This window comes from Acinetobacter sp. YH12142 (assembly GCF_013418435.1).
Classification (GTDB): Bacteria; Pseudomonadota; Gammaproteobacteria; order Pseudomonadales; family Moraxellaceae; genus Acinetobacter; species Acinetobacter amyesii.
Genome location: NZ_VPCB01000007.1, coordinates 177,795 through 201,559 on the forward strand (window position 1 = coordinate 177,795; position 23,765 = coordinate 201,559).

Annotated in this window: 22 protein-coding genes; 11 read left to right on the top strand and 11 right to left on the bottom strand. The window is 43.2% G+C overall.

Annotation, left to right across the window (positions count from 1 at the left end; all coding sequences use genetic code 11):
- Nucleotides 1–12: 12 nt before the first annotated feature.
- Both feoB and FTU77_RS07705 read right to left on the bottom strand, forming a co-directional pair.
- Nucleotides 13–1,878: a ferrous iron transport protein B gene (gene feoB, locus FTU77_RS07700; protein WP_180055464.1), complete on the bottom strand. Its 1,866-nt coding sequence runs from the start codon at nt 1,876–1,878 to the stop codon at nt 13–15.
- Nucleotides 1,875–2,138: a FeoA family protein gene (locus FTU77_RS07705; RefSeq protein WP_078189444.1), complete on the bottom strand. Its 264-nt coding sequence runs from the start codon at nt 2,136–2,138 to the stop codon at nt 1,875–1,877. Before FTU77_RS07705 ends, feoB begins: the two co-directional genes overlap by 4 nt.
- Before the next feature lie 172 nt (nt 2,139–2,310).
- Here FTU77_RS07705 and xerD point away from each other — a divergent pair, with 172 nt between their 5' ends.
- From xerD to thrC, 4 genes are all read left to right on the top strand, one after another.
- A complete protein-coding gene (gene xerD / locus FTU77_RS07710) occupies nt 2,311–3,228 on the top strand; it encodes a site-specific tyrosine recombinase XerD (RefSeq protein ID WP_180055465.1) in 918 nt (305 codons plus the stop codon).
- A 96-nt stretch (nt 3,229–3,324) separates the two neighbouring features.
- Nucleotides 3,325–4,137 (top strand): DsbC family protein, encoded by an 813-nt coding sequence (locus FTU77_RS07715; protein WP_180022066.1) that lies wholly within the window; start codon nt 3,325–3,327, stop codon nt 4,135–4,137.
- 130 nt (nt 4,138–4,267) lie between these two features.
- Entirely contained in the window at nt 4,268–5,572 is a 1,305-nt protein-coding gene (locus tag FTU77_RS07720; RefSeq protein ID WP_180008061.1) for a homoserine dehydrogenase, read from the top strand.
- Between the two features lie 62 nt (nt 5,573–5,634).
- On the top strand, nt 5,635–6,774 hold the full coding sequence (thrC, locus tag FTU77_RS07725; RefSeq protein WP_078192584.1) for a threonine synthase: 1,140 nt from the start codon (nt 5,635–5,637) through the stop codon (nt 6,772–6,774).
- Between the two features lie 126 nt (nt 6,775–6,900).
- Here thrC and FTU77_RS07730 read toward each other — a convergent pair whose 3' ends face one another.
- Nucleotides 6,901–7,950 (bottom strand): serine hydrolase, encoded by a 1,050-nt coding sequence (locus FTU77_RS07730; protein ID WP_180004717.1) that lies wholly within the window; start codon nt 7,948–7,950, stop codon nt 6,901–6,903.
- Nucleotides 7,951–8,162: 212 nt separating this feature from the next.
- Here FTU77_RS07730 and FTU77_RS07735 point away from each other — a divergent pair, with 212 nt between their 5' ends.
- The 3 genes from FTU77_RS07735 to FTU77_RS07745 are packed head-to-tail and all read left to right on the top strand — an operon-like array spanning nt 8,163 to nt 11,833.
- On the top strand, nt 8,163–8,798 hold the full coding sequence (locus tag FTU77_RS07735) for a response regulator (protein WP_180055466.1): 636 nt from the start codon (nt 8,163–8,165) through the stop codon (nt 8,796–8,798).
- A gap of 22 nt (nt 8,799–8,820) precedes the next feature.
- On the top strand, nt 8,821–10,386 hold the full coding sequence (locus FTU77_RS07740; protein WP_180055467.1) for a PAS domain-containing sensor histidine kinase: 1,566 nt from the start codon (nt 8,821–8,823) through the stop codon (nt 10,384–10,386).
- A 19-nt stretch (nt 10,387–10,405) separates the two neighbouring features.
- Entirely contained in the window at nt 10,406–11,833 is a 1,428-nt protein-coding gene (locus FTU77_RS07745; protein WP_180055468.1) for a sigma-54 dependent transcriptional regulator, read from the top strand.
- 22 nt (nt 11,834–11,855) lie between these two features.
- Here the strand turns inward: FTU77_RS07745 and FTU77_RS07750 are convergent, their stop codons facing one another.
- The 4 genes from FTU77_RS07750 to lptF form a co-directional block, all read right to left on the bottom strand.
- Nucleotides 11,856–13,031, bottom strand: a complete 1,176-nt coding sequence (locus FTU77_RS07750) for a S41 family peptidase (protein WP_168378227.1) — start codon at nt 13,029–13,031, stop codon at nt 11,856–11,858.
- A 17-nt stretch (nt 13,032–13,048) separates the two neighbouring features.
- Nucleotides 13,049–14,596: a 2,3-bisphosphoglycerate-independent phosphoglycerate mutase gene (gene gpmI / locus FTU77_RS07755; RefSeq protein ID WP_180055469.1), complete on the bottom strand. Its 1,548-nt coding sequence runs from the start codon at nt 14,594–14,596 to the stop codon at nt 13,049–13,051.
- 122 nt (nt 14,597–14,718) lie between these two features.
- Nucleotides 14,719–15,789, bottom strand: a complete 1,071-nt coding sequence (gene lptG / locus FTU77_RS07760) for an LPS export ABC transporter permease LptG (protein ID WP_078192591.1) — start codon at nt 15,787–15,789, stop codon at nt 14,719–14,721.
- Between the two features lies 1 nt (nt 15,790).
- The gene (lptF, locus tag FTU77_RS07765; RefSeq protein WP_180022073.1) at nt 15,791–16,891 is read right to left on the bottom strand and encodes an LPS export ABC transporter permease LptF; all 1,101 of its coding nucleotides are present in this window, start codon (nt 16,889–16,891) and stop codon (nt 15,791–15,793) included.
- Nucleotides 16,892–17,050: 159 nt separating this feature from the next.
- Between lptF and FTU77_RS07770 the strand changes: the two genes are divergently transcribed.
- The 4 genes from FTU77_RS07770 to FTU77_RS07785 all read left to right on the top strand — a co-directional run bounded on the left by FTU77_RS07770 (nt 17,051) and on the right by FTU77_RS07785 (nt 19,938).
- Nucleotides 17,051–18,499 carry a leucyl aminopeptidase gene (locus tag FTU77_RS07770; RefSeq protein WP_180055470.1) on the top strand — a complete coding sequence of 483 codons (1,449 nt, stop codon included), beginning with the start codon at nt 17,051–17,053 and terminating at the stop codon, nt 18,497–18,499.
- Complete coding sequence (locus FTU77_RS07775; RefSeq protein WP_078189457.1) at nt 18,492–18,899, top strand: DNA polymerase III subunit chi; 408 nt, start codon at nt 18,492–18,494, stop codon at nt 18,897–18,899. The genes FTU77_RS07770 and FTU77_RS07775 overlap by 8 nt, the downstream gene beginning before the upstream one ends.
- Nucleotides 18,900–18,938: 39 nt before the next feature.
- Nucleotides 18,939–19,577, top strand: a complete 639-nt coding sequence (locus tag FTU77_RS07780; protein WP_180055471.1) for a hypothetical protein — start codon at nt 18,939–18,941, stop codon at nt 19,575–19,577.
- A gap of 142 nt (nt 19,578–19,719) precedes the next feature.
- Nucleotides 19,720–19,938 carry a hypothetical protein gene (locus FTU77_RS07785; protein ID WP_180055472.1) on the top strand — a complete coding sequence of 73 codons (219 nt, stop codon included), beginning with the start codon at nt 19,720–19,722 and terminating at the stop codon, nt 19,936–19,938.
- A 62-nt stretch (nt 19,939–20,000) separates the two neighbouring features.
- Here the strand turns inward: FTU77_RS07785 and FTU77_RS07790 are convergent, their stop codons facing one another.
- The 4 genes from FTU77_RS07790 to ribD all read right to left on the bottom strand — a co-directional run bounded on the left by FTU77_RS07790 (nt 20,001) and on the right by ribD (nt 23,744).
- Nucleotides 20,001–20,546 (bottom strand): VTT domain-containing protein, encoded by a 546-nt coding sequence (locus FTU77_RS07790; protein WP_078189460.1) that lies wholly within the window; start codon nt 20,544–20,546, stop codon nt 20,001–20,003.
- Between the two features lie 112 nt (nt 20,547–20,658).
- Nucleotides 20,659–21,318, bottom strand: coding sequence for a riboflavin synthase (locus FTU77_RS07795; RefSeq protein WP_078192598.1), 660 nt, complete (start codon nt 21,316–21,318; stop codon nt 20,659–20,661).
- A gap of 33 nt (nt 21,319–21,351) precedes the next feature.
- A complete protein-coding gene (locus tag FTU77_RS07800; RefSeq protein ID WP_078189462.1) occupies nt 21,352–22,644 on the bottom strand; it encodes a DNA adenine methylase in 1,293 nt (430 codons plus the stop codon).
- Nucleotides 22,641–23,744, bottom strand: a complete 1,104-nt coding sequence (gene ribD / locus FTU77_RS07805; protein WP_180055473.1) for a bifunctional diaminohydroxyphosphoribosylaminopyrimidine deaminase/5-amino-6-(5-phosphoribosylamino)uracil reductase RibD — start codon at nt 23,742–23,744, stop codon at nt 22,641–22,643. Before ribD ends, FTU77_RS07800 begins: the two co-directional genes overlap by 4 nt.
- Nucleotides 23,745–23,765: the final 21 nt, after the last annotated feature.

The window sequence follows — 23,765 nt, forward strand, 5'->3', positions numbered from 1 at the left end:
GCCATTCACAATTCAGAATCCAAAATAGCGTGTTGCAAATTGATACGTGATGAATGCCATTAAATAAGCCAAACCAAATAAATAGATGGTCATGAAACTCACCGTTTTCAAGGAGCCAGTTTCACGTTTAACTGTCGCCAGTGTCGCCAAGCAATGTGGCGCATAAATAAACCACACCAATAATGATAAACCGGTTGCCAATGACCAACCCAATGACCCATCACTACTAATTAAATTTGCCAGGCCTTGAGACATGGCATCGTCATCTGTTGCAGACAAGGCATACACCGTACCCAATGCCGCTACAACAACTTCACGTGCCGCCATCGCTGGAATTAAGGCAATACAGATCTGCCAGTTAAACCCTAATGGTGCAAAAATCGGTTGTAATACATGCCCAAGCATACCTGCCAATGAATAATCAATATCCGGCAAGGTTGCGCCTTCTGGCGGTTGCGGGAAGGTACACAAGAACCATAACAAAATCGATAAAGCGAAAATGATGCCACCGACACGTTTCAAGAAAATCTTGGCACGGTCCAGTAAACCAATCCAAACACTCTTAATATCTGGGAAACGGTAGCTTGGAAGTTCCATCAATAAGGCATGCTGTGATTTATCTTTTTGGAAGAATTTCAGCACTGTTGCCACAATTAAGGCACTCACAATCCCTGCTGCATATAATGCAAATAGCACCAAGCCTTGTAAGTTAAAGACGCCCCAGACCATTTGCTGTGGAATAAATGCTGAGATCAGCAAGGCATAAACCGGTAAACGTGCCGAACAGGTCATCAATGGCGCAACTAAAATCGTTACCAGACGATCTCGGGGGTCTTGAATACTCCGAGTTGCCATGATGCCCGGTACAGCACAGGCAAAGCTCGACAGCAAAGGAATAAAAGCACGACCACTCAGTCCGGCTTTAAACATCAGCTTATCTAGCAAGAATGCTGCACGTGGTAAATAACCTGATTCTTCTAAAACCAAAATAAAGAAGAATAAAATTAAAATCTGCGGCAAGAACACCACCACACCACCTGCACCCGCAATGATCCCATCAACCACCAAGCTGTTCAGTAGTGGATGTGAAATGTGTTCACCAACCAATTCACCGAACCAACCGAAGAAGGTTTCAATACCGTCCATAAACGGCGCAGCCCATGCAAACACCGCTTGGAAGATAATAAACATCATCACCGCTAAGGTAATTAAACCAAAGACTGGATGTAGAAAAATTTTATCGAGGAAGTCTGAGCGTTTATCTTCATGATCAACAAACACCACCACGTCTTTTAAAATTTGTTCAATTTTTTCGTGGTTAGTCCCAGAAAGATTGGTATCACTTAATGACGCATCTGGTTTTCTGAAACCTTCAGCATCCAAAGCACCCATTAAGTTTTCAATACCCGCATTACGTACAGCAACGGTTTCTACGACAGGCACACCCAAACGCTGAGACAGCTTTTGGGTATTGATTTGCATACCACGACGACGTGCTTCATCCATCATGTTGAGGACAAGTAAAATTGGACGACCCAAATCGATCATTTCCATGACCAAACCGAGGTGCAATTTTAAGTTTGTCGCATCAACTACACATAAAAAGACATCTTGATGCCCTTCTTCTGCAATTTTACCTTGCACGACATCACGCGTAATGGCTTCATCAGGACTCGTCGCTTCTAAGCTATACGTCCCCGGCAAATCCAAAACTCGAACAGATTTACCCGATGGCAACGTAAATTGACCAACCTTGCGCTCAACCGTTACCCCAGCATAGTTCGCAACTTTCTGACGTGTACCCGTTAAATGATTGAATAATGAAGTTTTACCACAGTTTGGATTACCAACGAGGGCAATACGTAACGCATCACTCATGCTGATGCCCCTTCCATTGCTATTTCCACTTTTTCAGCTTCTACTTTTCGCAGTGCGAAACGAGTAAACCCAACTTGAATTAAAATCGGGTCACCACCAAAAATACCTTTGGTAATCACCTGTACTTTTGTTCCAGGAACAAAACCCAAAGTCTCTAAACGGCTAGCGACTAAATCAGCCGGAGCATTGTTGCCATTCTGGTTACGATGTACCTTATGAATGACTGCGCTTTGTTTCACTTTCAAATCAGATAATCGCACGCAACTAACCCTAAAAAATTTTGAACATTATACAAACAAATGAGAATAATTAACAAATCGGATTCGATTTCAATTCTCATTTAACAATCTAGCATCGACACGACTATTTTTTTAAATTACATTGCATTAAACCATTGTGATTTCTTGGTTTAATTTCAAAAATGAGCGGCACATGTTAAATAAAAAACCACGAATCCCGACCCCAGTCCAAATTCCAGAATCACTCAGTTTTTTACACGGATATCGTGATGATTTAATAGCTCAAACCGTCAGTCCACACACTCGAAATGCATATTTATCTGATTTAATTCAATGCAGTGAGTGTCATACGCATGTCATGACTGATTGGAGCAGTGACGACATTTCAGATGTCTTGCTTAGCCTGACTAAACAAGGAAAAAGTCCACGCTCGATCGCCCGCTCACTTTCTGCACTGCGTTCATTTTTCAAGTTCTTACGCGAACAAAAAATACGCAGCGACAATCCTGTTGCAATCCATAAAACACCCAAATTGGGTCGTGCCCTACCAAAGGACTTATCTGAAGCAGATGTCGAAGCACTGATTAATGCCCCTGACCTCAGCACCGCATTGGGTCTACGTGATCGTGCCATGCTCGAAGTGCTGTATGCCTGTGGTTTACGTGTCTCTGAGTTATTAAATTTAAGATTAGAACTGATCAATCTGAAACAAGGCTATTTACGGATTACTGGTAAAGGCAATAAAGAACGCTTAGTCCCTTTAGGACAAGTGGCGGTGGAATGGATCGAGAAATATTTAGCCGAATCACGCCCCGTCTTATACAAAAGCGCAACCGATGCTTTATTTCTCACTCAACTCGGTGGAATGATGAGTCGCCAAAACTTTTGGTACGCGATTAAACGCTATGCGCTCATTGCAGGCATTCAAGCCGAATTATCACCACATACCTTACGCCACGCCTTTGCCACGCATTTGCTCAACCACGGTGCCGACTTACGTGTCGTGCAGATGCTGCTCGGCCACAGTGACTTGTCTACCACTCAAATTTATACCCATGTCGCGCAGGTTCGTATGCAAAAATTACATTCAGATTATCATCCGAGAGCTTAACGGCAGGAAATATCAGACCAAGAAGTTCTATTGTGCCCGATATTTTTTGCTATGCTTACTCACCTGTTTGATAAAGCTAAAAGAAAAGGGTTGTTTATGTTATTTACCCGTTCAAAAATTTTTCTCGCATCGACACTTGTTGCCAGTATGGCGTTAGTGGCTTGTTCTAATTCAAATAATGACGAAAAGAAAGATGCGACATTAACGGCAAGTACGCCTGCAACTGGTGAAGCTTCGAATTTATCTGAACGTAATGCTCAGCAGCGTTTAATTGATACTTTGCAATCCAATCTGCAAAAAGCCAATATCAATGCCAAAGTCACTGGGGTGAAAGCGACTGAAGTTCCTAATTTGTTTTGGGTAAGCTTTGAAGGCATGCCAGCGGTCTATGCTACAGCTGATGGTAAATACATTTTCCAAGGCGACGTGGTTCGTTTAGGTGAAAAACAACTCTTTAATGTAGGCGATACACTACAAGCAGAGGCCAACAAAAAATTATTTGATCAATTAAAAACTGAAGACCTACTGATTTATAAAGCCAAAGGTAAAACCAAACACGTGGTTTATGCGTTTACCGATGTCAGCTGTCCTTATTGCCACAAATTACATGAACAAATGGATGATATTAATGCCCGTGGCATTGAAGTCCGTTACATCGCTTGGCCACGTGGTGAACAACACATGCCAATGATGGAAACTATCTGGTGTAGCAAAGACCGTCGTGCCGCATTTGATAAAGCCATTGCCGGTGAGCAAATCGAGCCAGCATCATGTAAAAACCCAGTGCGCAGCATGTATGAAATGGGTCTAAATATTGGTGTGAATGGTACGCCAGCGATCTATAACGCAGAAGGCAAACACATCGGTGCTTACATGTCGGCTTCCGAACTTGAAAGTGCGCTTAAATAACTAATTTTTATAGGCTAAATGAATGTTTTTTATGGGTAGGAATAAAGTGATTTCTACCCTAGAGTCCGAACGTTTTTTTAGCTATGATCTAAACTCACTTAAAGCAATGATGAAATAAATGGAGTGTGACGTGAAACCAGTTCGTCTGGCAATCCTCGGTCTTGGTACTGTGGGTGGTGGTGCCCTTAAACTACTAAAAGAAAATGCTGCTGAGATTAAACGTCGCACCGGTCGTGAAATTGAAATTACCCATGTGGGTACGCGTCGCCCTCGTCCTGATTTAGAACTACCTGCTTCAGTGAAGCAAAGTGCTGATTTATTGGATATCGTCCGTCAACCCGATGTAGATGTTGTGGTTGAAGTTATGGGCGGCATTCACCCTGCGTATGAAGTGATTCGTGAAGCAATCGTTCATGGCAAACAAGTGGTTACAGCCAACAAAGCTTTATTGGCTGAACACGGCAATGAATTATTTAAATTGGCCGATGATCATCACGTTCAGATTGCCTATGAAGCAGCTGTCGCAGGCGGTATCCCAATTATTAAAGTCCTCCGTGAAGGTTTGGCGGCGAATAAAATTGACTGGCTGGCTGGCATCATTAACGGTACAGGTAACTTTATCCTGACTGAAATGCGTGAAAAAGGTCGTGCCTTTGCAGACGTTCTCAAAGAAGCGCAAGAACTCGGTTATGCCGAAGCAGATCCAACCTTCGACGTCGAAGGAATCGATGCAGCGCACAAGTTAACATTGCTGGCTTCTATTGCTTTTGGTATCCCACTCCAGTTTAACAAAGTCTTCACTGAAGGCATCAGCAAAGTCACTGCGCAAGATGTCAAATATGCAGAAGACCTTGGTTTCCGTATTAAACATTTAGGTATTGCACGTCGTGCTGCAACGGGTATTGAGCTTCGTGTTCATCCAACGCTGATCCCTGAAGACCAACTGATTGCCAATGTAAATGGCGTTAAAAATGCTGTATTGGTTCAAGCCAATGCTGTTGGTCCAACGCTTTACTATGGCGCAGGCGCAGGTGCAGGCCCGACAGCATCAGCGGTGGTTGCTGACGTTGTCGATATTGTCCGTGACATCTCATATACCGAAGATGGCGCTGGTACAATTCCACAGCTTGCTTTTGAAGCACTGACCGATTTACCAATTCTTCCACGTGAAGAAATGACCACAGGATACTACATCCGTATTAATGCCGAAGATCAAACTGGCGTTCTTGCTGATGTCACTACGATTTTAAGCCGTGCAGGAATCAGCATCGATGCGATCATGCAACAGCCGCGCTTAAAAGACCTTATTCCTATCGTGATTCTGACTGATCCAGTCAAAGAATCTAAAATGGATGAAGCCCTTCAACAAATTCAAGCATTGCCTGTCATTCATGGCGAAATTGTACGAATTCGTTTAGAATCGCTTGATAATTAATCGGGTCGAGGGGAATATTTCAGTTCCTCTCGCCAAGCTCTACACACAATTGGAACATCATCATGTCTAATGCCAATCGTTATACTGGTTTAGTTGACCGCTATCGCGACCGTTTACCCGTATCTGCAACTACTCGCGCAATTTCTTTGGGCGAAGGTAATACGCCACTGATTAAGCTTGAGAACATTCCACGCATTATTGGCAAAAATGTTGAAATTTATGTGAAGTACGAGGGCTTAAACCCGACTGGTTCATTTAAAGACCGTGGTATGACCATGGCTGTAACAAAAGCAGTGGAAGAAGGCTCTAAAGCAATTATCTGTGCATCTACAGGTAATACATCTGCTGCAGCGGCTGCTTATGCTGCACGTGCAGGCATTAAAGCCTTTGTGCTCATCCCAGAAGGCAAAATTGCCATGGGTAAAATGGCACAAGCGATGATGTATGGCGCAGTAACAATGCAAATCCACGGTAACTTCGATGACGGTATGCGTCTTGTAAAAGAAGTTGCGGATCAAGCACCAGTTACGATTGTAAACTCAATCAACCCATACCGTCTGCAAGGTCAAAAAACCATTGCTTACGAAATCGTTGACGAATTAGGTCGTGCACCAGACTACCACTGCCTACCTGTAGGTAATGCGGGTAACATCACAGCACACTGGATGGGTTATACCGAAGCTGTGGCGAATCAGCCTAAAGAAGAATTTGTACAAGTAGTTTATGATCCTGAAACTGATCAATTCACAGGTCCAAAACCTGCGGGTCTACCAACAATGGTGGGTTACCAAGCTGCTGGCGCGGCACCATTCCTACGCGGCGCACCTGTAGAAAACCCTGAAACTGTAGCAACTGCGATCCGTATTGGTAATCCACAAAGCTGGAACCATGCTAAAGCCGTAGTCCGCGACTCAGAAGGTTGGTTTGACGAACTGCAAGATGCTGAAATCTTAGAAGCACAGCGTCTACTATCTATGTACGAAGGTGTATTCGTAGAACCTGCTTCTGCAGCTTCTATCGGTGGCGCGATTCGTGACATCAAAGCAGGTAAAATTGCTGAAGGTTCTGTGATCGTATGTACTGTAACAGGTAACGGTCTAAAAGATCCTGACACTGCCATCAAGCAATGCCAAGATGCCGTGATGTTGTCAATTGATGCAACTATGGATCAAGTTCGTGATTCAATTCTGTCAAATATGTAATTTATATGCTGACTGAATAAAAAAAAGCCCTGCTCTTGCAGGGCTTTTTTTATATCTTGCATTCACTTCAGCATTTAAACGTTGAGTAAATCTAAATACTGAAAGAATGAAAAATCTGAAATCTTGTTAAATACGTTTTGGTAACTGGCTCGCCCAGTTCATTAAACGAGTCGCATCATTGGTTCGTGCCACTGAAGAATCCGCACCCAATAACACCACCACCGCTGGACGGTTATTCAGTGTGGTATGCATCACAACACAGCGCCCTGCTTCATTAATAAATCCTGTTTTTGAAATATTAATATTCCAACCACCATTACGCACTAAAGCATTAGTATTGTTTGATTTCAACACGCGGTAGCCCAAATTAAAGTCATAACTTGGTGTGGTTGAAAATTGACGAATCAAACCATACTGCGAAGCGGTATTCACCAAAATCCCCAAGTCACGTGCCGAAGCGACATTGCCTGGGTGCAAGCCAGTCGATTCCATATAATGAGTCGAGTTCATCCCTAATGAGCGTGCTTTCGCATTCATCGCTGAAATAAATGCAGAACGACCACCTGGATAAGTACGTGCTAATGCCGAAGCCGCTGGGTTTTCAGATTTCATCAAAGCAAATAGCAAAGCTTCTGCGCGGTTCATACTGTCGCCAGCACGCAGCGTTGAACTTGAGCTTTTACAGCCTGAACATGAGAAATCAGACTGTTGTAAGGTAATCTTTTCAGACATGTTTAATCGGGCATCTGAAATCACTACTGCTGTCATGAGTTTGGTAATTGATGCAATCGGTAAAGCGGTATTGCTATTTTTGCTATATAGCACTTCACCAGTTTGACCATCCATAACCAGTGCTGCACGCGCATTTACAGAGGGCTGTCCTGCGTATTGATTGGTATCAATAATACGGACCGTTTTCGATGGTGCTGTCTGTACCACACCGCCTGTACTACGTACAGAAGTAGTCACTTTCGTTGACCCTTGAGGAGATGGCTCTTCAGCGCTATAAGACACGTCACCGTTGAGTAACTGGTTTGCATCTTCAGATGACCAGCTAATATTTGACTGCTGATTTGCAGCACTATTCATCACAATTTCAGCAGAACTGAAACTGCTCATACTGAATAAAATTGACATGCCCAAAACGTGCATGAAGGATTTATTTAATTTTTTCACCATTGCTCACTCAACTCAGGATACTAAACATTTGCGCAAGACCAGCAATATGCCGTACATTGGTCACAACTACGAACATTTTTTGCTCACACATTGTGTATGAAGTTTTTCATTTCATATAAGAATAGGATTGCTAATTTTGTCGTTTCATTGCAAGCTTATTTTGCTTTATGTAACAAAAAAAACAGATTTTGATTTGAGGGAGAGTGTAGGTGATCACAGTTTTGGTGGTAGATGACCATGAATTAGTCCGTACTGGTATTTGCCGTATGCTCGAAGACCATGCAGATGTCCAAGTCATTGGACAAGCCGAATCGGGTGAAGATGCGATTACACTTGTTCGCCAACACCATCCAAATGTCGTTCTATTAGATGTCAATATGCCGGGGATCGGAGGTGTAGAAACCACACGTCGCCTACTTCAAACAGCGCCAGATACAAAAGTCCTCGCAGTCAGTGGACTTGCTGAAGAACCCTACCCGTCTTTATTGTTAAAAGCAGGTGCCAAAGGCTATATCACCAAAGGTGCACCAGTTACTGAAATGGTCCGTGCGATTAATAAAGTGATGCAAGGTGGCAAATATTTCAGTGCAGACATTGCGGAACAACTGGCTAGCTCATATTTGTCTGATACCCAACAATCACCTTTTGACGCCCTGTCTGAGCGTGAAATGCAAGTTGCCATGATGGTGGTCAATTGTATTAGCGCACAAGAAATTTCCGATAAATTATTCGTTAGCATTAAAACAGTGAACACCTACCGTTACCGCATTTTTGAAAAACTGAATATTGATAGTGATGTCAAACTAACTCACTTGGCGATTCGCTACGGGTTAATCAAACCTTAACACAACGTACATCCTGTTACTTATGACACAGCGTTCAATCCATAGTGAATTGAACCAGTATCATTTGGGCCTTTGGTACAGTGCTTATCGCTTTATCATCAGTGCCTGTCTGTTACTGGTCTTTTTACTGACCTACACTCAATTCAGTTCAGATTATGAATACCCACGTTTATACCTATATGTATTGACGATTTATTTGCTGTTTACCAGCATTCAATTCATGTCACTTGGACGTTTCAAAGTCCGGATCCCAAACCAGTTACTACTGTTATTCATTGTAGATGTCATTTCGCTGAGCTTACTGACCTTAGCCATCGATGGACCTAATTTACATTTGAGTTTGCTGTTTGTGATTACGATTTTTGCAGCATCCCTGTTATTAGATGCCCAAAAAGCTTTGGTCATCACCCTCATCGCTGTGATTTGCGTGGTGTATCAACTGTTTTTAGGTTCAATTCTTGAATTTACCTCACTCAAAAATTTAACCAACAGTGCGATTTTGGCTTTTTTATTTTGTGTGGTGTATGGCAGTGCGCAAATTGCCGTGAAACGTTTCCAGTTACTAGAAAATCTGAATTTTTCGCAATCCTTAGAGCTACATCGACTACAAAACATTAACCGCTATATCTTGGAGCAGATTGATACGGGCTATTTGGTGTTGGATGAAAACTGTCATGTGGTGCTGAGTAATCCTGCTGCTTGCCATTTACTCGGCATGCCAAATTTTTATCATCATGATCAATATCCACTGTATACCACGCAGCCCGATTTATTTGAATTACTCAAATTTGAAGATTTAAAAAGCGGTGAAAAATTCCAATTTGAATCCCAACAAAGCCAATACCACATTCAGGTACTCGTACAAAAACTCGTTGTGCCGCATCAAATGCTGACCTTGCTGATTTTACAAGATGCACAAAAACTCAATCAGCAAGTGCAACAACTAAAATTAGCCGCTTTAGGGCAACTCTCCGCCAGTATTGCACATGAAATTCGTAATCCTTTAGCGGCGATTGTGCATGCCAATGATTTATATCCGCAAAGTGATACCGAACAACAGCACATGTTGAATCATATGATTTCACGTCAAGCGGTGCGGATTGACCGAATTATTCAAGACACCCTAAATATGGTGCGCAATAAGGAAACCCATCCGACTCGTCTGAATCTAGAGCAATTTTTACCGCTGTTCCTACAAGAAGATCTAGCAGACATTCAACAGAACATTCGGCTCAATGTGCAAGCCAAAACCTTGATTGATTTTGATGAGGCACAGTTCAGACAAATTTTAATCAACCTAATTCGTAATGCGATTCGCCATAACAATCCGGACATGTCGTATATCGAAGTGGTAGCGCGGACGGATCAGAAAAAAGTCCAGATCGATGTCCGAGATTTCGGTCATGGGGTTGCTTTACAAAACCGCACACAGTTATTTCAACCATTTTTTAGTACCGAAATTACTGGAACTGGTTTAGGATTATATCTTGCTCATAGCTTCTGTGAAGCGAATCAAGCACAGCTTTCCTATGTAGAACAAAAACAGGGAGCTTGCTTTAGGATTGAGTGCTTACAAGCTGTTATTTAATTGTTTTTAGGGGAAAACTGTGGATTCACAACCACTGGTATTGTTAGTTGATGACGAAGAAGACTTATGTATGCTGATGCAAATGTCTTTATCAAGGATGGCGGTTAAAACGCATGTTGCACATCGCCTCGACGAAGCTAAAAAAGCCTTGTCTACCTATAGCTACGATGCCTGCCTAACCGATCTCAACTTACCCGATGGTAATGGTCTACAGCTCTTAGATTGGATGAATGAACACTGTCCTACACTTCCTGTTGCTGTGCTAACAGCCTATGGCAACATGGACATTGCCATTGCCGCATTAAAGGCGGGAGCATTCGATTTTGTCAGCAAACCGATCAATCCCAAACATCTTGAACAACTGCTACAAAAAGCCCTGAATAAGCCATTGGCTGAAGACATTACTTCGCAAGATGCTTTAGAACATAAAATGTTGATTGGTGAATCGCTTCCAATCCAGCAATTGCGTCGAACTCTAAAGAAAATTGCACGTTCACAAGCACCTGTTTTTATTACGGGTGAATCTGGTACGGGTAAAGAGGTCGTGGCCAATCTGGTTCACCGTTTAAGCAACCGTAATGAAGGGCCCTTTATTGCCATTAACTGCGGGGCAATTCCGACCGAGTTAATGGAAAGTGAACTTTTTGGCCATAAAAAAGGCAGCTTTAGTGGTGCCACCCAAGACAAGCAAGGTCTGATTCAATCTGCACATGGTGGTAGCTTATTTCTGGATGAAATTGCCGAATTACCTTTAGCCATGCAAGTTAAACTGCTACGTGCGGTACAGGAAAAACGTATTCGCCCCGTAGGTTCAGACTGTGAAATTGATGTCGACTTCCGTGTGATCAGTGCCAGTCATCAGGACTTAGAAGCTCTTGTCCAACAAGGTCGATTCCGCCAAGATTTATTTTTCCGTATCCATGTGATGGATTTAGTGTTGCCTGCCTTACGTGAACGTGGCGACGATATCCTCTTATTGGCGCAACATTTTATTCAAAAAATTAGCCATGAATGGGAAATTGCCACTAAGCCTCTGACTGAACGTGCGAAAAGTTTCCTACTCAGCCAATATTATCCGGGTAATGTTCGTGAACTACGCAATATTATCGAACGTGCCATGACCCTCTGCGATGATGATCAAATTGATCTTCAACATCTGCAAAGTGCGCCATTAAGACAACCAAGTGCTCAGTTCAATTCCGCTCCAACAACGAATGATTCTGCTCAGCTTGCTGCAAACAGCAACGAACAAAGTGTGGTCCCTCGCAAACTACCTGAAGAAGGCTTAGAGCTCTTTTTAGAAAATATCGAAAAAGAAGTGCTCATGAATGCGTTGAACATCACCCACTGGAACCGAACCCTTGCCGCAAAAAAATTAGGCATGTCATTCCGTTCATTGCGCTATCGTTTGAAAAAATTCGGTTTAGATACCGAAGACGAAGAGTAAAAGCTTTCCAGCGTATTGCTGTTTATTTTTGATTCAGCAATAACTCTGCAACATGATCGACATAGTGATCTTCACGTGCATCATGTTGCAGCGGATAGTTATAGTCTGGCTGCACCCCAATTCCTTCAATCATTTTGCCATTCGGTGTCAGATATTGCGACACAGTCATTTGTAAAGCCGCACCATTACTCAATGGAAATAGTTTTTGAACCACACCTTTACCATAACTTTTCTCACCCGCTACCCATGCACGTTTATGCTCTTTTAATGCTGCGGTAAAGACCTCTGCGGCAGAAGCAGAACGATTGTTGATTAAGATGCCGACTTTCATATTTTGAAATTCAAAACTTGGTAAAGCCTGAAATTGTTGGTCACCCTCAGATCGACTTCGAGTCGACACAATAATGCCCTGATTCAAAAATAAATCGGCAGACTCTACTGCTGCGGACAGTAACCCCCCAGGGTTATTTCTTAAATCAAACAATACCGCTTTGACACGCGAACCATGACTTTCAATCAAACGCTTTATTTCATTGGCTGTATCTTGTTGAAAAACTTTAACGTGTAAAACTAAAACCTGATTATTTAATAATTTAGATTCTATATCTGTTTCAACTTTAGTGTTTCTGACCAAATTGACCGGTTGACTTGCAGTTATCAGCTGTAGATTCAGCGTCGAGCCGATACTGCCGGTGAGCAGGTGTCGCACTTGATCTTGATTGAGTTTTTTGAGTTCTTGATCATCAATTTTAAACACCGCCGCGCCATTTTTCAGACCTAGCTTTGCTGAATCGGCATCAGGCTTTAAATTGGTGATGACCCATTGCTGTAAACCTACATCAAAGCGCAAATTGAAATCGACACTCGCAATATCCCCTTCAGTGTATTGCAAAAGCTGCTTATAGTCTTCAGGTGAAAGATATCGTGAATAGCGGTCTAAACCACTGACCATGCCTTTGATGGCTTGTTGGAATAATGCATCGTCATTTTTTTCAACGACATAATTTTCTTTGACAATGCCATAGATCTGAACAAATTGTTGGATTGATTCGACAGGTACTTCGGCATAACTTTGTTCATAGCTGCCATCAAATTCATCGAAAGCCGACTTTGCTTTGTCGGCTCCCCATGTCGAATGACTAGAACACAGCAGCAAGGCTGTAAGGCTTACAACTGACATCCAGTGTGCTTTAGTCATTCATGCTTCCTTACATTTTAAGCTTCAAGAGTAATCAAGTTACGACCTTGCATTTCTGTTGGTACAGGAATGTGCATAAGCGTTAAAAGTGTCGGCGCTACGTCAGCCAAAACACCACCTTCTGCAATTGTTGCATTGGTCGGACCAACATAGATAAACGGCACAAGTTCAGTGGTATGTTGAGTATGCACCTGACCACTTTGATAATCCTGCATTTGCTCTACGTTACCATGATCGGCGGTCACGAGCATGTGACCTTTATTTGCCATCACAGCTTCATACACACGACCTAGGCACGTGTCTACGGCTTCAACCGCTTTGACTGCTGCATCAAATACACCAGTATGACCAACCATATCACCATTGGCATAGTTCACAACCAGTAAGTCGTACTCACCTGAATTAATTGCGGCAACCAATTCATCAGTGACTTCATAAGCACTCATTTCTGGTTTTAAGTCATAAGTCGCGACGTTTGGTGATGGAATCAAAATACGTTTTTCACCCGGATATTCATCTTCACGACCACCACTGAAGAAGAAGGTCACGTGTGCATATTTTTCAGTTTCAGCAATACGCAGTTGTGTTTTACCCAAATTAGACAGGTATTCACCAATCGAGTTATGTAACGCTTCTGGCATATAAGCCACAGGTGCATCAATTGTCGCTTGGTAACGTGTCAACATGACAAATTTTGATAAAGCGGGAACCACTTTACGTTCAAAACCTGCAAAATCTTTTTCCACAAAAGCTTTGGTAATTTCACGCGCACGGTCAGCACGGAAGTTCATGAAGACAACGCTATCACCATCTTGGATCGGTGCTAAATCACCAATACGCGTCGCTTTCACAAATTCATCTGATTCTTCAGCAGCATAAGCCTGCTCTAGACCTTCAACAGCAGTCGCTGCTGTACGCACTGCTTCACCTTCAGTTAAAAGACGATAGGCTTGCTCAACACGATCCCAACGGTTGTCACGATCCATTGCAAAGTAGCGACCAATCATGGTGGCAATACGACCTTGACCCGGATACTGAGCAAACAGCGCATCTAATTTTTCAAGCGAAGGTTGTGCACTTTTTGGCGGTGTATCACGACCATCAAGGAATGCATGAAGATACACTTTTGCACCGCGTTTTAATGCCAATTCAGCCATCGCCACAATGTGATCTTCATGTGAATGCACACCACCTTCAGACAACAAGCCCATGATATGTACAGCACGATTTGCTGTTTTGGCTTTTTCGACCGCATCGACTAAAACGTCATGTTCAAAGAACGCACCGGTACGAATATCTTTGGTAATACGAGTAAAGTCTTGATACAGCACACGTCCTGCACCAAGGTTCATGTGACCCACTTCAGAGTTACCCATTTGACCATCAGGTAAACCAACGTCTTCGCCAGAGCCTGAAATCAATCCATGCGGATGCTTTTCCTGCATTGCAGTCAAGTTTGGTCGTTTTGCTGCTAAAAAGGCATTGTCCTCGACCGCTTCGCGATGACCCACACCATCCATAATTACTAATACGTGTGGGATTTTGCCAGCAGTTGCATCCGTCATAATGAACACTCTTTCGTTTATAAATTAATCATACTATCTTACCGAATTTTCGGTGAAGACTCTATGTGACAACCATGGTTTATCTAGGTCATCAACATTGTTTTACTCAATCTTGCATGCACTTAACGTGCGCGGTGCAGCAGATAGCCACCCGCTACAAACATCAAAATAATTGGTATAAAGACGAACCATGCAGGCGATGGAGCGTACACCAAACTTGCATAACCCAAGAAATCTTGTAAGTAGTAAAAGCCCAGTCCAGCAAATAAGGCAATCACCAAGCGGAAACCCATCGACTGTTGACGTAAAGGTCCAAAAATAAATGAACACGCAATCACCACTAAGGCAATTAAAGCAAAGGGCGAACCAAACTTTTGCCAAAATGCCAATTGGTAGGTCTTCGGGACTTGGCTATATTCATGCATATAGCTCATAAAGCTCACCAATTGACTTGGTGATAAATCTTCAGGGTCAATGGTAACCATATGCACATATTTGGGTTGCAAGGCCAATGAAAGCGGTTGTTCAGCATTTTGCTTCGCTACAGCATCACCCGTCGCTAATAGATCCACTTGGGTTGAATTTTGCAGCGACCAAGAACCATTTTTGACAAAATTCCCTTGCTCAGCATCCAAAGTGCCTCGCAAACGATATTTTTCATCAAAATCAATAACCTGAACATCTTTAATTTGACCTTGCGAATTGGCATAGTCAATATAAATAAAGCGCTGGCCTTCACGTGACCAATAGCCTTTGACTTCGCCCAGTTCAGCCGCAGTGCGGTGACTTTTGACGCTTTTGGCTTGTTCATTGGTATAGGGAATGACCCATTCGCTTAATGCAAAGGATAAAACCACCAAAATGAGTGCCGAACGAATCACCCAGCCCACAATCCGCCATAGGCTGATGCCGACCGAACGCATCACAATCAATTCACTGTTTGAAGCTAGAGTCCCTAAACCCAGTACTGCACCAATCAAGGCTGAAATCGGCAAAATTTCATATAAATAATTCGGTGAACTCCATAATACATACTGCAAAGCATTCCATGCGTTATAGCCTTCTTTCAGCGAGCCCAATTCACCTAAATAAGTAAAAAGCACTTGTAAGCCAGCCAATACCGCGGTCGCACCAAGCATGGCTAAAGCAGTAGTTTTGGTCACATGTTTTGCAACTATACGACGTGCCAACATTTTAAGACCTCACTCGCTGAATTTGTTTCTTAATTTTGGGCGCTAATTTTTGTTTACGCGAGAACAATGCCGCTGCAATGCCGTAAATCACTAAGACCAGTGGATAAGCCCAAATCCCCATTTCATCTTTACTGATCCGCGTTTTGATCGCCATTAAAGCCACGATTAAACTGGCAAAAATAAGTAATGCAGGAAACAGTTTCAGGTAACGCCCTTGACGAGGACTTACCTCAGACAAAGCGGTTGCAAGCAATAACGCTACCAAAATAGCGAACGGCACAAAGATTCGCCAACCGAGTTCACTGGCAACCACAGGATCATGACGGTTATCCCATAACTTCGAGGTTGGTAAAGCTTCTACTTCGGTACTTTCAAATTTTGCTTCTTTATCATTTTCTAAACGTAAACGATAACTTTGGAATTCAGCTTGAGAATAACGCGGTTGCCCCGGATAGATTTCGTAACGGCGGCCTTCAACCAAATCCACCACATTGGCATTATCATCGGGCACTTCGACGCGGGTCGCTTCCTTCGCCAAAATAATGACATCAGGCTTACCCTCTTTTTCTGCACGCTGATAGAAGAAAATATCTTTTAAGTTTTTACGGTCTTCTGACAAGTCCCCTGCATAAATGGTATAGGGCCCAGAGGAAATAAACTCTTTGGGTCGAACCAAGTCAAAGCCTGTTCGTACCGCTTGCGAAGTCGTTAATGCTTCAAACTGACGGATGCCCCAAGGCGAAGCCCACAGCATCAAAAATGCTTGAACAGCCATAAAGACCACAGTCATCGGCACCAATAAACGTGACAATTGATTTCGACTGACACCACTACCATTGAGCACAGCCATTTCATGATCGACATACAGACGACCAAAGACCAACATCAGACCAATAAAGAAACCGAGCGGAAGAATTAAGGTTAAAAATTCAGGCAAACGGTAGCCAATAATGCTAAATAAAATACTTGCATCTAAACGACCTTGCGCCGCCACACCAAAGTACTTGATCAAACGACCACCCATCATGATCAAGGTCAATAAGGCAATCACAACCAGTGATGTCGACACCACTTGCTTGACCAGATAACGCCGAATAATCAAATTAATTCTTCCAAAAATAGGGCCAATAAAAACTAGCGTTAGTTTACCCGAATGTAGAAAATATAAAACCTATACCCTTGTTGCTCATTGAAACTCTATTCATATAAATGTTTCAATGGTTTAATGGTTTATAAATTTAAAAAGGCATAAATACCGCACATGAAACTTTCTATTAATACGTCATTCCAAGCGAATGCGTCCAGCCAATATTTATTGATATTAGTAGATTCTGAGCACGTTAAAAATGCAGCTACTTCATATCAAATCAATGATTTAGATAATTTAATTGACGCGACTCAATTTAAAGCGGCACTCAATGAAAGCCTGCCTTTGGTGGCGAACATTGCCGCTTGTCGCAATAGCGCACTTTTAGGCCTCGGCAAAGTTGCTGAATTACAGGTCAATAAATTTGCAAAAATTGCACAAACCATTATTAAAGCGTCACAAAAAAAATTCAAACAGATCAGTGTCGATATCTCTGCTCTACCACAAGAACAACATTATTTATTTGCACTTAGCCTGACCCAAGCGGCTTATGCGTTTGATGAATACAAGTCTAAAAAAAATGAATTTGTTTTGGAGCAGATCCATTTAATCGCTACTGAAAGCCCATTAACCACTGCACAGCTTGAATTAATTTCTGCAGTGCAATCAGGTCAAAGTTTTACTCGTGACTTAGGTAACCGTCCGGGCAATATCTGTTTTCCTGAATATTTAGCCGAACAAGCTCATGCACTTGCAGCTGAATTCCCAGATCAACTCAAAGTGACTGTACTCGATGAACAGCAAATGGCTGATCTCGGTATGGGTGCTTTCCTTGCTGTGAGCAAAGGTTCTGACCGTCCAGGCCGTATTATTACCATCGAATACCTCTCAAACCGTGAAGAAGCGCCAGTGGTGCTTGTTGGTAAAGGCGTGACTTTTGATACTGGTGGTATCTCACTTAAACCAGGTGCGGGCATGGACGAAATGAAATTCGACATGTGCGGTTCTGCATCAGTTTTGGGTACCATCCGTGCGCTGTGTGAAGCGAAATTACCGATTCATGTGGTCGGCGCAATTGCTGCTGCAGAAAACATGCCGTCTGGTCATGCCACTCGCCCGGGCGACATCGTGACAACCATGAGCGGTCAAACCGTTGAAATTTTAAATACCGATGCCGAAGGTCGTTTGGTTCTGTGCGATACCTTGACCTATGTAAAACGCTTTAACCCTGCACTGGTGATTGATATTGCAACCCTCACTGGTGCATGTGTTGTGGCATTGGGTTCAGTCCTTACTGGTATGTTCACTCCGGATGATGAACTTGCGGCTGAATTGACTGCTGCAGGTCAACATAGCTTTGACCGCGTATGGCGCATGCCCGTAATTGAAGATTATCAAGAACAACTTGATTCTCCATTTGCAGATATTGCCAACATTGGTGGTCCAAAAGCAGGTTCTGTAACAGCTGCATGTTTCCTTCAACGCTTTACGCGTGAATATCGTTGGGCGCATTTAGACATTGCTGGTACTGCATGGAACTCAGGTGCAAATAAAGGCGCAACAGGTCGTCCTGTGCCATTATTAATGCAATTCTTAGCGAATCGTGCTCAAGCGAATGGCTAAAGTTAGCTTTTATTTATTTGAAAAAAGTCCTGAACGACAAGTCGAAAGCACTTGTCGTTTATGCCGTAAGATCCTGCGTCAGCCTGTACGTATTTGGCTACATTGTGCTGACCCAGACTTACAGCAACAACTTGATGAACGCCTGTGGAGTTTCGATCACACAGGTTTCATTCCCCATGGTATCGATCAAGCCGAGGCAACGGTCTGTATTTCTGCCCAATTGCCTGAGCAAGCCGACTGGATTGTGTTTAATTTTAACGATCAAGCACTTGAACAGTTCGCGAGTTTTAGTCACATTATCGAAATTATTGAAAATAACGAACCCGCTAAAATTATCGGGCGTGAAAAATATAAACAATATCGACGTTTGGGCGTTCAACCACAGACCCATAAACTTTAACGTGATATTGGTTTTACCCTATTTGCAAGGAGATGCACCATGGCATTGAATGTCGGTCCAGACTTTAAACAGCGCTGGTTAAAAGTACCTGAAGCTATTCGTCAGACCTTTATTGATGACCTTGGTCGCGTTTGCGATGTACTCAATCCCAGTACAGACATTCAACAATGGCTGGTCAATGACCAACAGCAACAGCAAGTGTCTTTTGACAAAATTGAGTCTGCTTATGAAGATTTGAAAGCACAGCTGATTGAAGATGCTCGTATTCGCAAACAATTGGCTTTAGAAAAAGCCTTAGAAGAAAAACGTGAAGCTGAACAAGCCTATGCAGAACAACTGAGACGCGACGAAGAGTTACGCTTTGCTGCACAAACGCAAGCGCTCACCATGATGCAGCATAATCTTGATCGTGAAGTACAACACTATGCCGCTCGCTATCATAAAAACCCTGAAACGAGTTTAGCGGGATTAAGTCAAAGCTTATCGGTCAGCGAAGGACAGATGTTGTCAGAACTCGAAAGTGTACGCGTGCGTTTGGAACTTGAAGCAGAAACGCAAATCGAGATGGCCGTCAGTGATTTCCGTGCAAAATTGAAAGCAGCCGCACAAGAAGAAATTGACTATATCTTAGAAAACTCTAATTTTTCGACAGAATCTACATCGTCCGAAGCATCTTAAGCTGTCGATCGAAATCTGGTCACTGTCATTAAACTGACATGTATTTGCAACATGATGTTCATATGGCTGAAGCATTGTCCCTCAAAATACAATGCTTCAGGCATCCTAAAAATATAATCATGCATCCAGATGGGAATTCAATATGGACATCATTCACCAGATTACCCAGAAAATATCCTCTCTATCTGCTGGAGAACAATGGGACATTCGTGCCAAAGATCTTTGGCTGAGTCATTCAGACTTTCACAGTATTTCGGTTTATCTCAGCCGAGAATCAGAAAAAGGCGGTTTTAGCATTCAGCACCTGCCCCGCAGCTCGCTTTTTCAAACCCTTGATGTGGTGACCGTTACAAAACACTAAATCGTCATCGACTCCATAAAAAATGCCCACAACTGTGGGCTTTTTTTATGTCTAAGTTTAGCTTAGACCAAATCTGCAACTGCAGAAACGGTATGTCCTAGGAAATAACCAATACCAAGTAATAATCCAATCCAGATGAAACCACCCAGCACGTTATAGAACATAAATGTACCGAGGCTCATGCGCGCAGACCCAGCGGCAAAAGGCGCAAAAGAACGTACAAAAGGTACAAAGCGTGCGACTAAAATCGTTTTACCGCCATGCTTCATAAAATATTTATTGGTTTTGACCATATATTCGGGCTTAAAGTAACGTGTGTGCTTATTAAAGTACTTAATACCTAACACGCTGCCCGTATAGTAATTGACGCAGTAGCCCAAGACCGATGCGACAAATAACATCAGCCCCATGGTGTGTAAATGCACCACTTCCGTTGTTGAGCATAATGCGCCGATGGCAAGCAACAGGCTGTCTCCTGGCAGGAAGAACATAAATACTGAACCCGTTTCTGAAAATATCACCAAAAATAAAATGGCATAAATCCACACACCATAATTTTCCAATAACATGGGTAACCACTGTTCCAGATTCAGTAAGAAATCAATCATTATCACCTGTCTGATTATTCATCATATATGTCATTCCGCGACGCATTATCACCAAAAATAAAAAAACAGTCTAATTTTTCAATCAGACTGTTTGGTTTTCTTCGGTATCAACTTATTTCAAGAAGCCATTTTCAGCGAGAAAATCTAAGCTAATTTTAGATTGCGCTGTGGTCTCAGCGGCTTTATCACCAAGCAATAAACGCTCAATATAACGTGCTAAAACATCCACTTCTAAGTTCACTTTAGCCCCAGCCTTCCACGTACCGATATTGGTTCGTTCCGCCGTATGCGGAATTAAATTTAAGCTCAGCACATTGCCACGTAAATGGTTAATTGTCAGGCTAATACCATCCACGGTCACAGAGCCTTTTTCCGCTAAATAGCGTGCAATTTCTTTCGGTGCGGTCACTTCAAAATAAATAGAACGCGCATCTGAACGAACTTGAGTGATTTCACCCACGGCATCGACATGACCACTGACAATATGTCCACCAAAACGCGTAGTCGGCAACATGGCTTTTTCCACATTCACCGCCTGCCCTGCTTTCCAGTGCTCCAAGGTGGTCCGATTTAAACTTTCACGTGAAACATCGGCTGCATACCAATTACTGCCAAAGTCAATCACGGTTAAGCAAATGCCATTGGTGGCAATAGAATCCCCCAAATGCACATCCGACATGTCTAAATCTGTCTGGATACGTAAGCGGACATCGCCACCCACGTTTTGAATGCTTTCAACTTTACCTAGACTTTCAATAATGCCTGTAAACATGTTCAATCCCTGAAAAATATGGGGCGATGATTTTTACCACAAATCAAGTTGCGTACTCACACCAGAGGTATCGACACCACCCAATTCTGCAAAATGGTGCAATTGACTCAACAACTGACGGATCGGTGGACCTGATTTGGCATGCGTATCCGTGATGACAATAAACTCTAGTACGCGTGCACGTTCAGACTGACGCTGCTTACTCACGCGGTAACGTGGTACATCTTGCGTCAATAAGCTTACTCGGCCACGTTTTAAATTGGCTTGTAACAAATCTGTGGCGCTGATATTACCATCGGTTGAATAGCTCGTCAGGATGTAACGTGCATTGATGGTTTCTAATAATTTTTCATAAGCTTCTTTCGCATGCTTCGAAGAATTATATGGACTTGGACGTTCTTTACGCCATGCACGATCGATTCCGCTCTTAAAGCCTTTGGTGTCTGGTGTTGGTAAATCCACCTGATCCCATAACGTTAAAGCATTCAACACATGGTAGTTACTGCTGTAAGCGTGCTGGTTATACGGTGGATCGAGATAAGCCACATCCACTTCAAAGCCACTCATTTGATTAGCCAAATGCTGTGCGTCGACACACCACATTTCAGCGGCGGGTTTTTTCGGATCACCAATTTCACAAAAACGACTTGGAGTCAGCCATAACAAAGAACCGATACGATCCAAGGCTGCTTGGGTTTTACCGCCCCAACCATGATGGAAACTTTTGAATACACCGCTGGTATTGCTGACAAAACTTGCTGAATACAATAACGGCGCTAATAAAGCACTCATTTCCACATCATCAATCGCGCCTTGAGCCTGCCAAGTTGCAATTTGCTGACGAATCGCATCGATACGCATGCCGTTACGACGTTTAAAGAATAAACGGTCACGTGCAGGATCGTAGATTTCATCATTACGTGGACACAAGTTATGGGTCACCCAACCTTTAACTTCTGGCAAACGGTTCAGATAATCAATCGCTTTCTGATAGCCACCCAACTCTTTAAAAGCAGGTGCTTCAACGCAAGAGAGAATCGCGCTGTTCAAGGCATGGCTGTAGGGTTCCCAGTCATTGGCAATAACACGATAGCCGTTTTGACGAGCCAACCGTGATACCACACCCGAACCTGCAAAAAAGTCTGCAAATATCGGCGCACGACCATCTTCGCGTTTTAAGGTTCCCGTTTGCTCAAGTGCTTCTAAAATCAGATGTAATAGGCGGCGTTTGTTTCCCAAATAAGGAACCAACTGATGGAAAAGATATTCGTCTGTGGTACGAGCCGCATGACGACGTTTGTGATAAACCGTAGACTCTGAATTCATAGCGTCTCTTGAGAAGGGATTAACCTTAAGCGAATGTCATCACCCAATTGAGTGACATCTTTCAGCTTAAATCGAAGCTGCTCTGCCATGCGGTCAAATTCCGCATTAAACATCGCACGTGCTGACTGACCCAACAAGGTCGGTGCAACATAACTGATCATTTCATCGATCAAATGTTCTTGTAAGAAAGCGGTCGAAAGTGTCGCACCAGCTTCCACAAGGACATCATAAATTTGGAACTGTTGAACACAAACTGCTAACAGATCGGCCAAGGGCTGAATTTCAAATTGTACCACGCCCAAGTCAGCAAGTTCCTGACGATATGGCCCCATGACCATCACGGTTTCAGGTTGCTGCAATATTTTTGCGGTTAATGGCAAGCGGCCTTGACGATCTAGCACGATACGTTTCGGCTGAACCACGTTACGCATGTCAACATCGTCATCGAGCTGACGTACGTTGAGTAAGCAATCATCAGCTAATACAGTTTCAATCCCAGTGATTACGGCACCAGAGATCGCACGCCAATGCTGTACATCTTGTCGCGCCATTGCACCGGTAATCCATTTAGACTCACCCGAGGCCATGGCAGTACGCCCATCCAGGCTCGATGCGACTTTGAGCCGGACATAAGGCATGCCCGTCGCCATGGCTTTTAAAAAGCCCAAGTTCAATTGATGCGCTTCTGCTTCACAAATACCTGTGATCACTTCAATGCCAGCATCACGTAGGATTTGTACACCTTTACCCGCAACCAATGGATTCGGATCGGGACATGCTACAACGACTTGAGCAACACCTGCTTCTACCAAACCTTTGGCACAAGGTGGCGTACGTCCATAGTGTGCGCAAGGCTCTAAAGTCACATAAGCGGTTGCGCCACGTGCGGCCTCACCTGCATCACGCATTGCAAAGACTTCGGCATGCGGCTGACCCGCTTTGGGATGAAAGCCTTCACCAACCAATTGACCGTCTTTGACAATTACACAGCCCACATTGGGATTGGGACGAGTGCTGTATTGCCCCTGCTGTGCCAATGCAATTGCGCGCCGCATCCACTGTTGATGCTGCTGCAAAGGCACTTGATCTAACTCAGACATGTAATCACTCATGATAAAAAT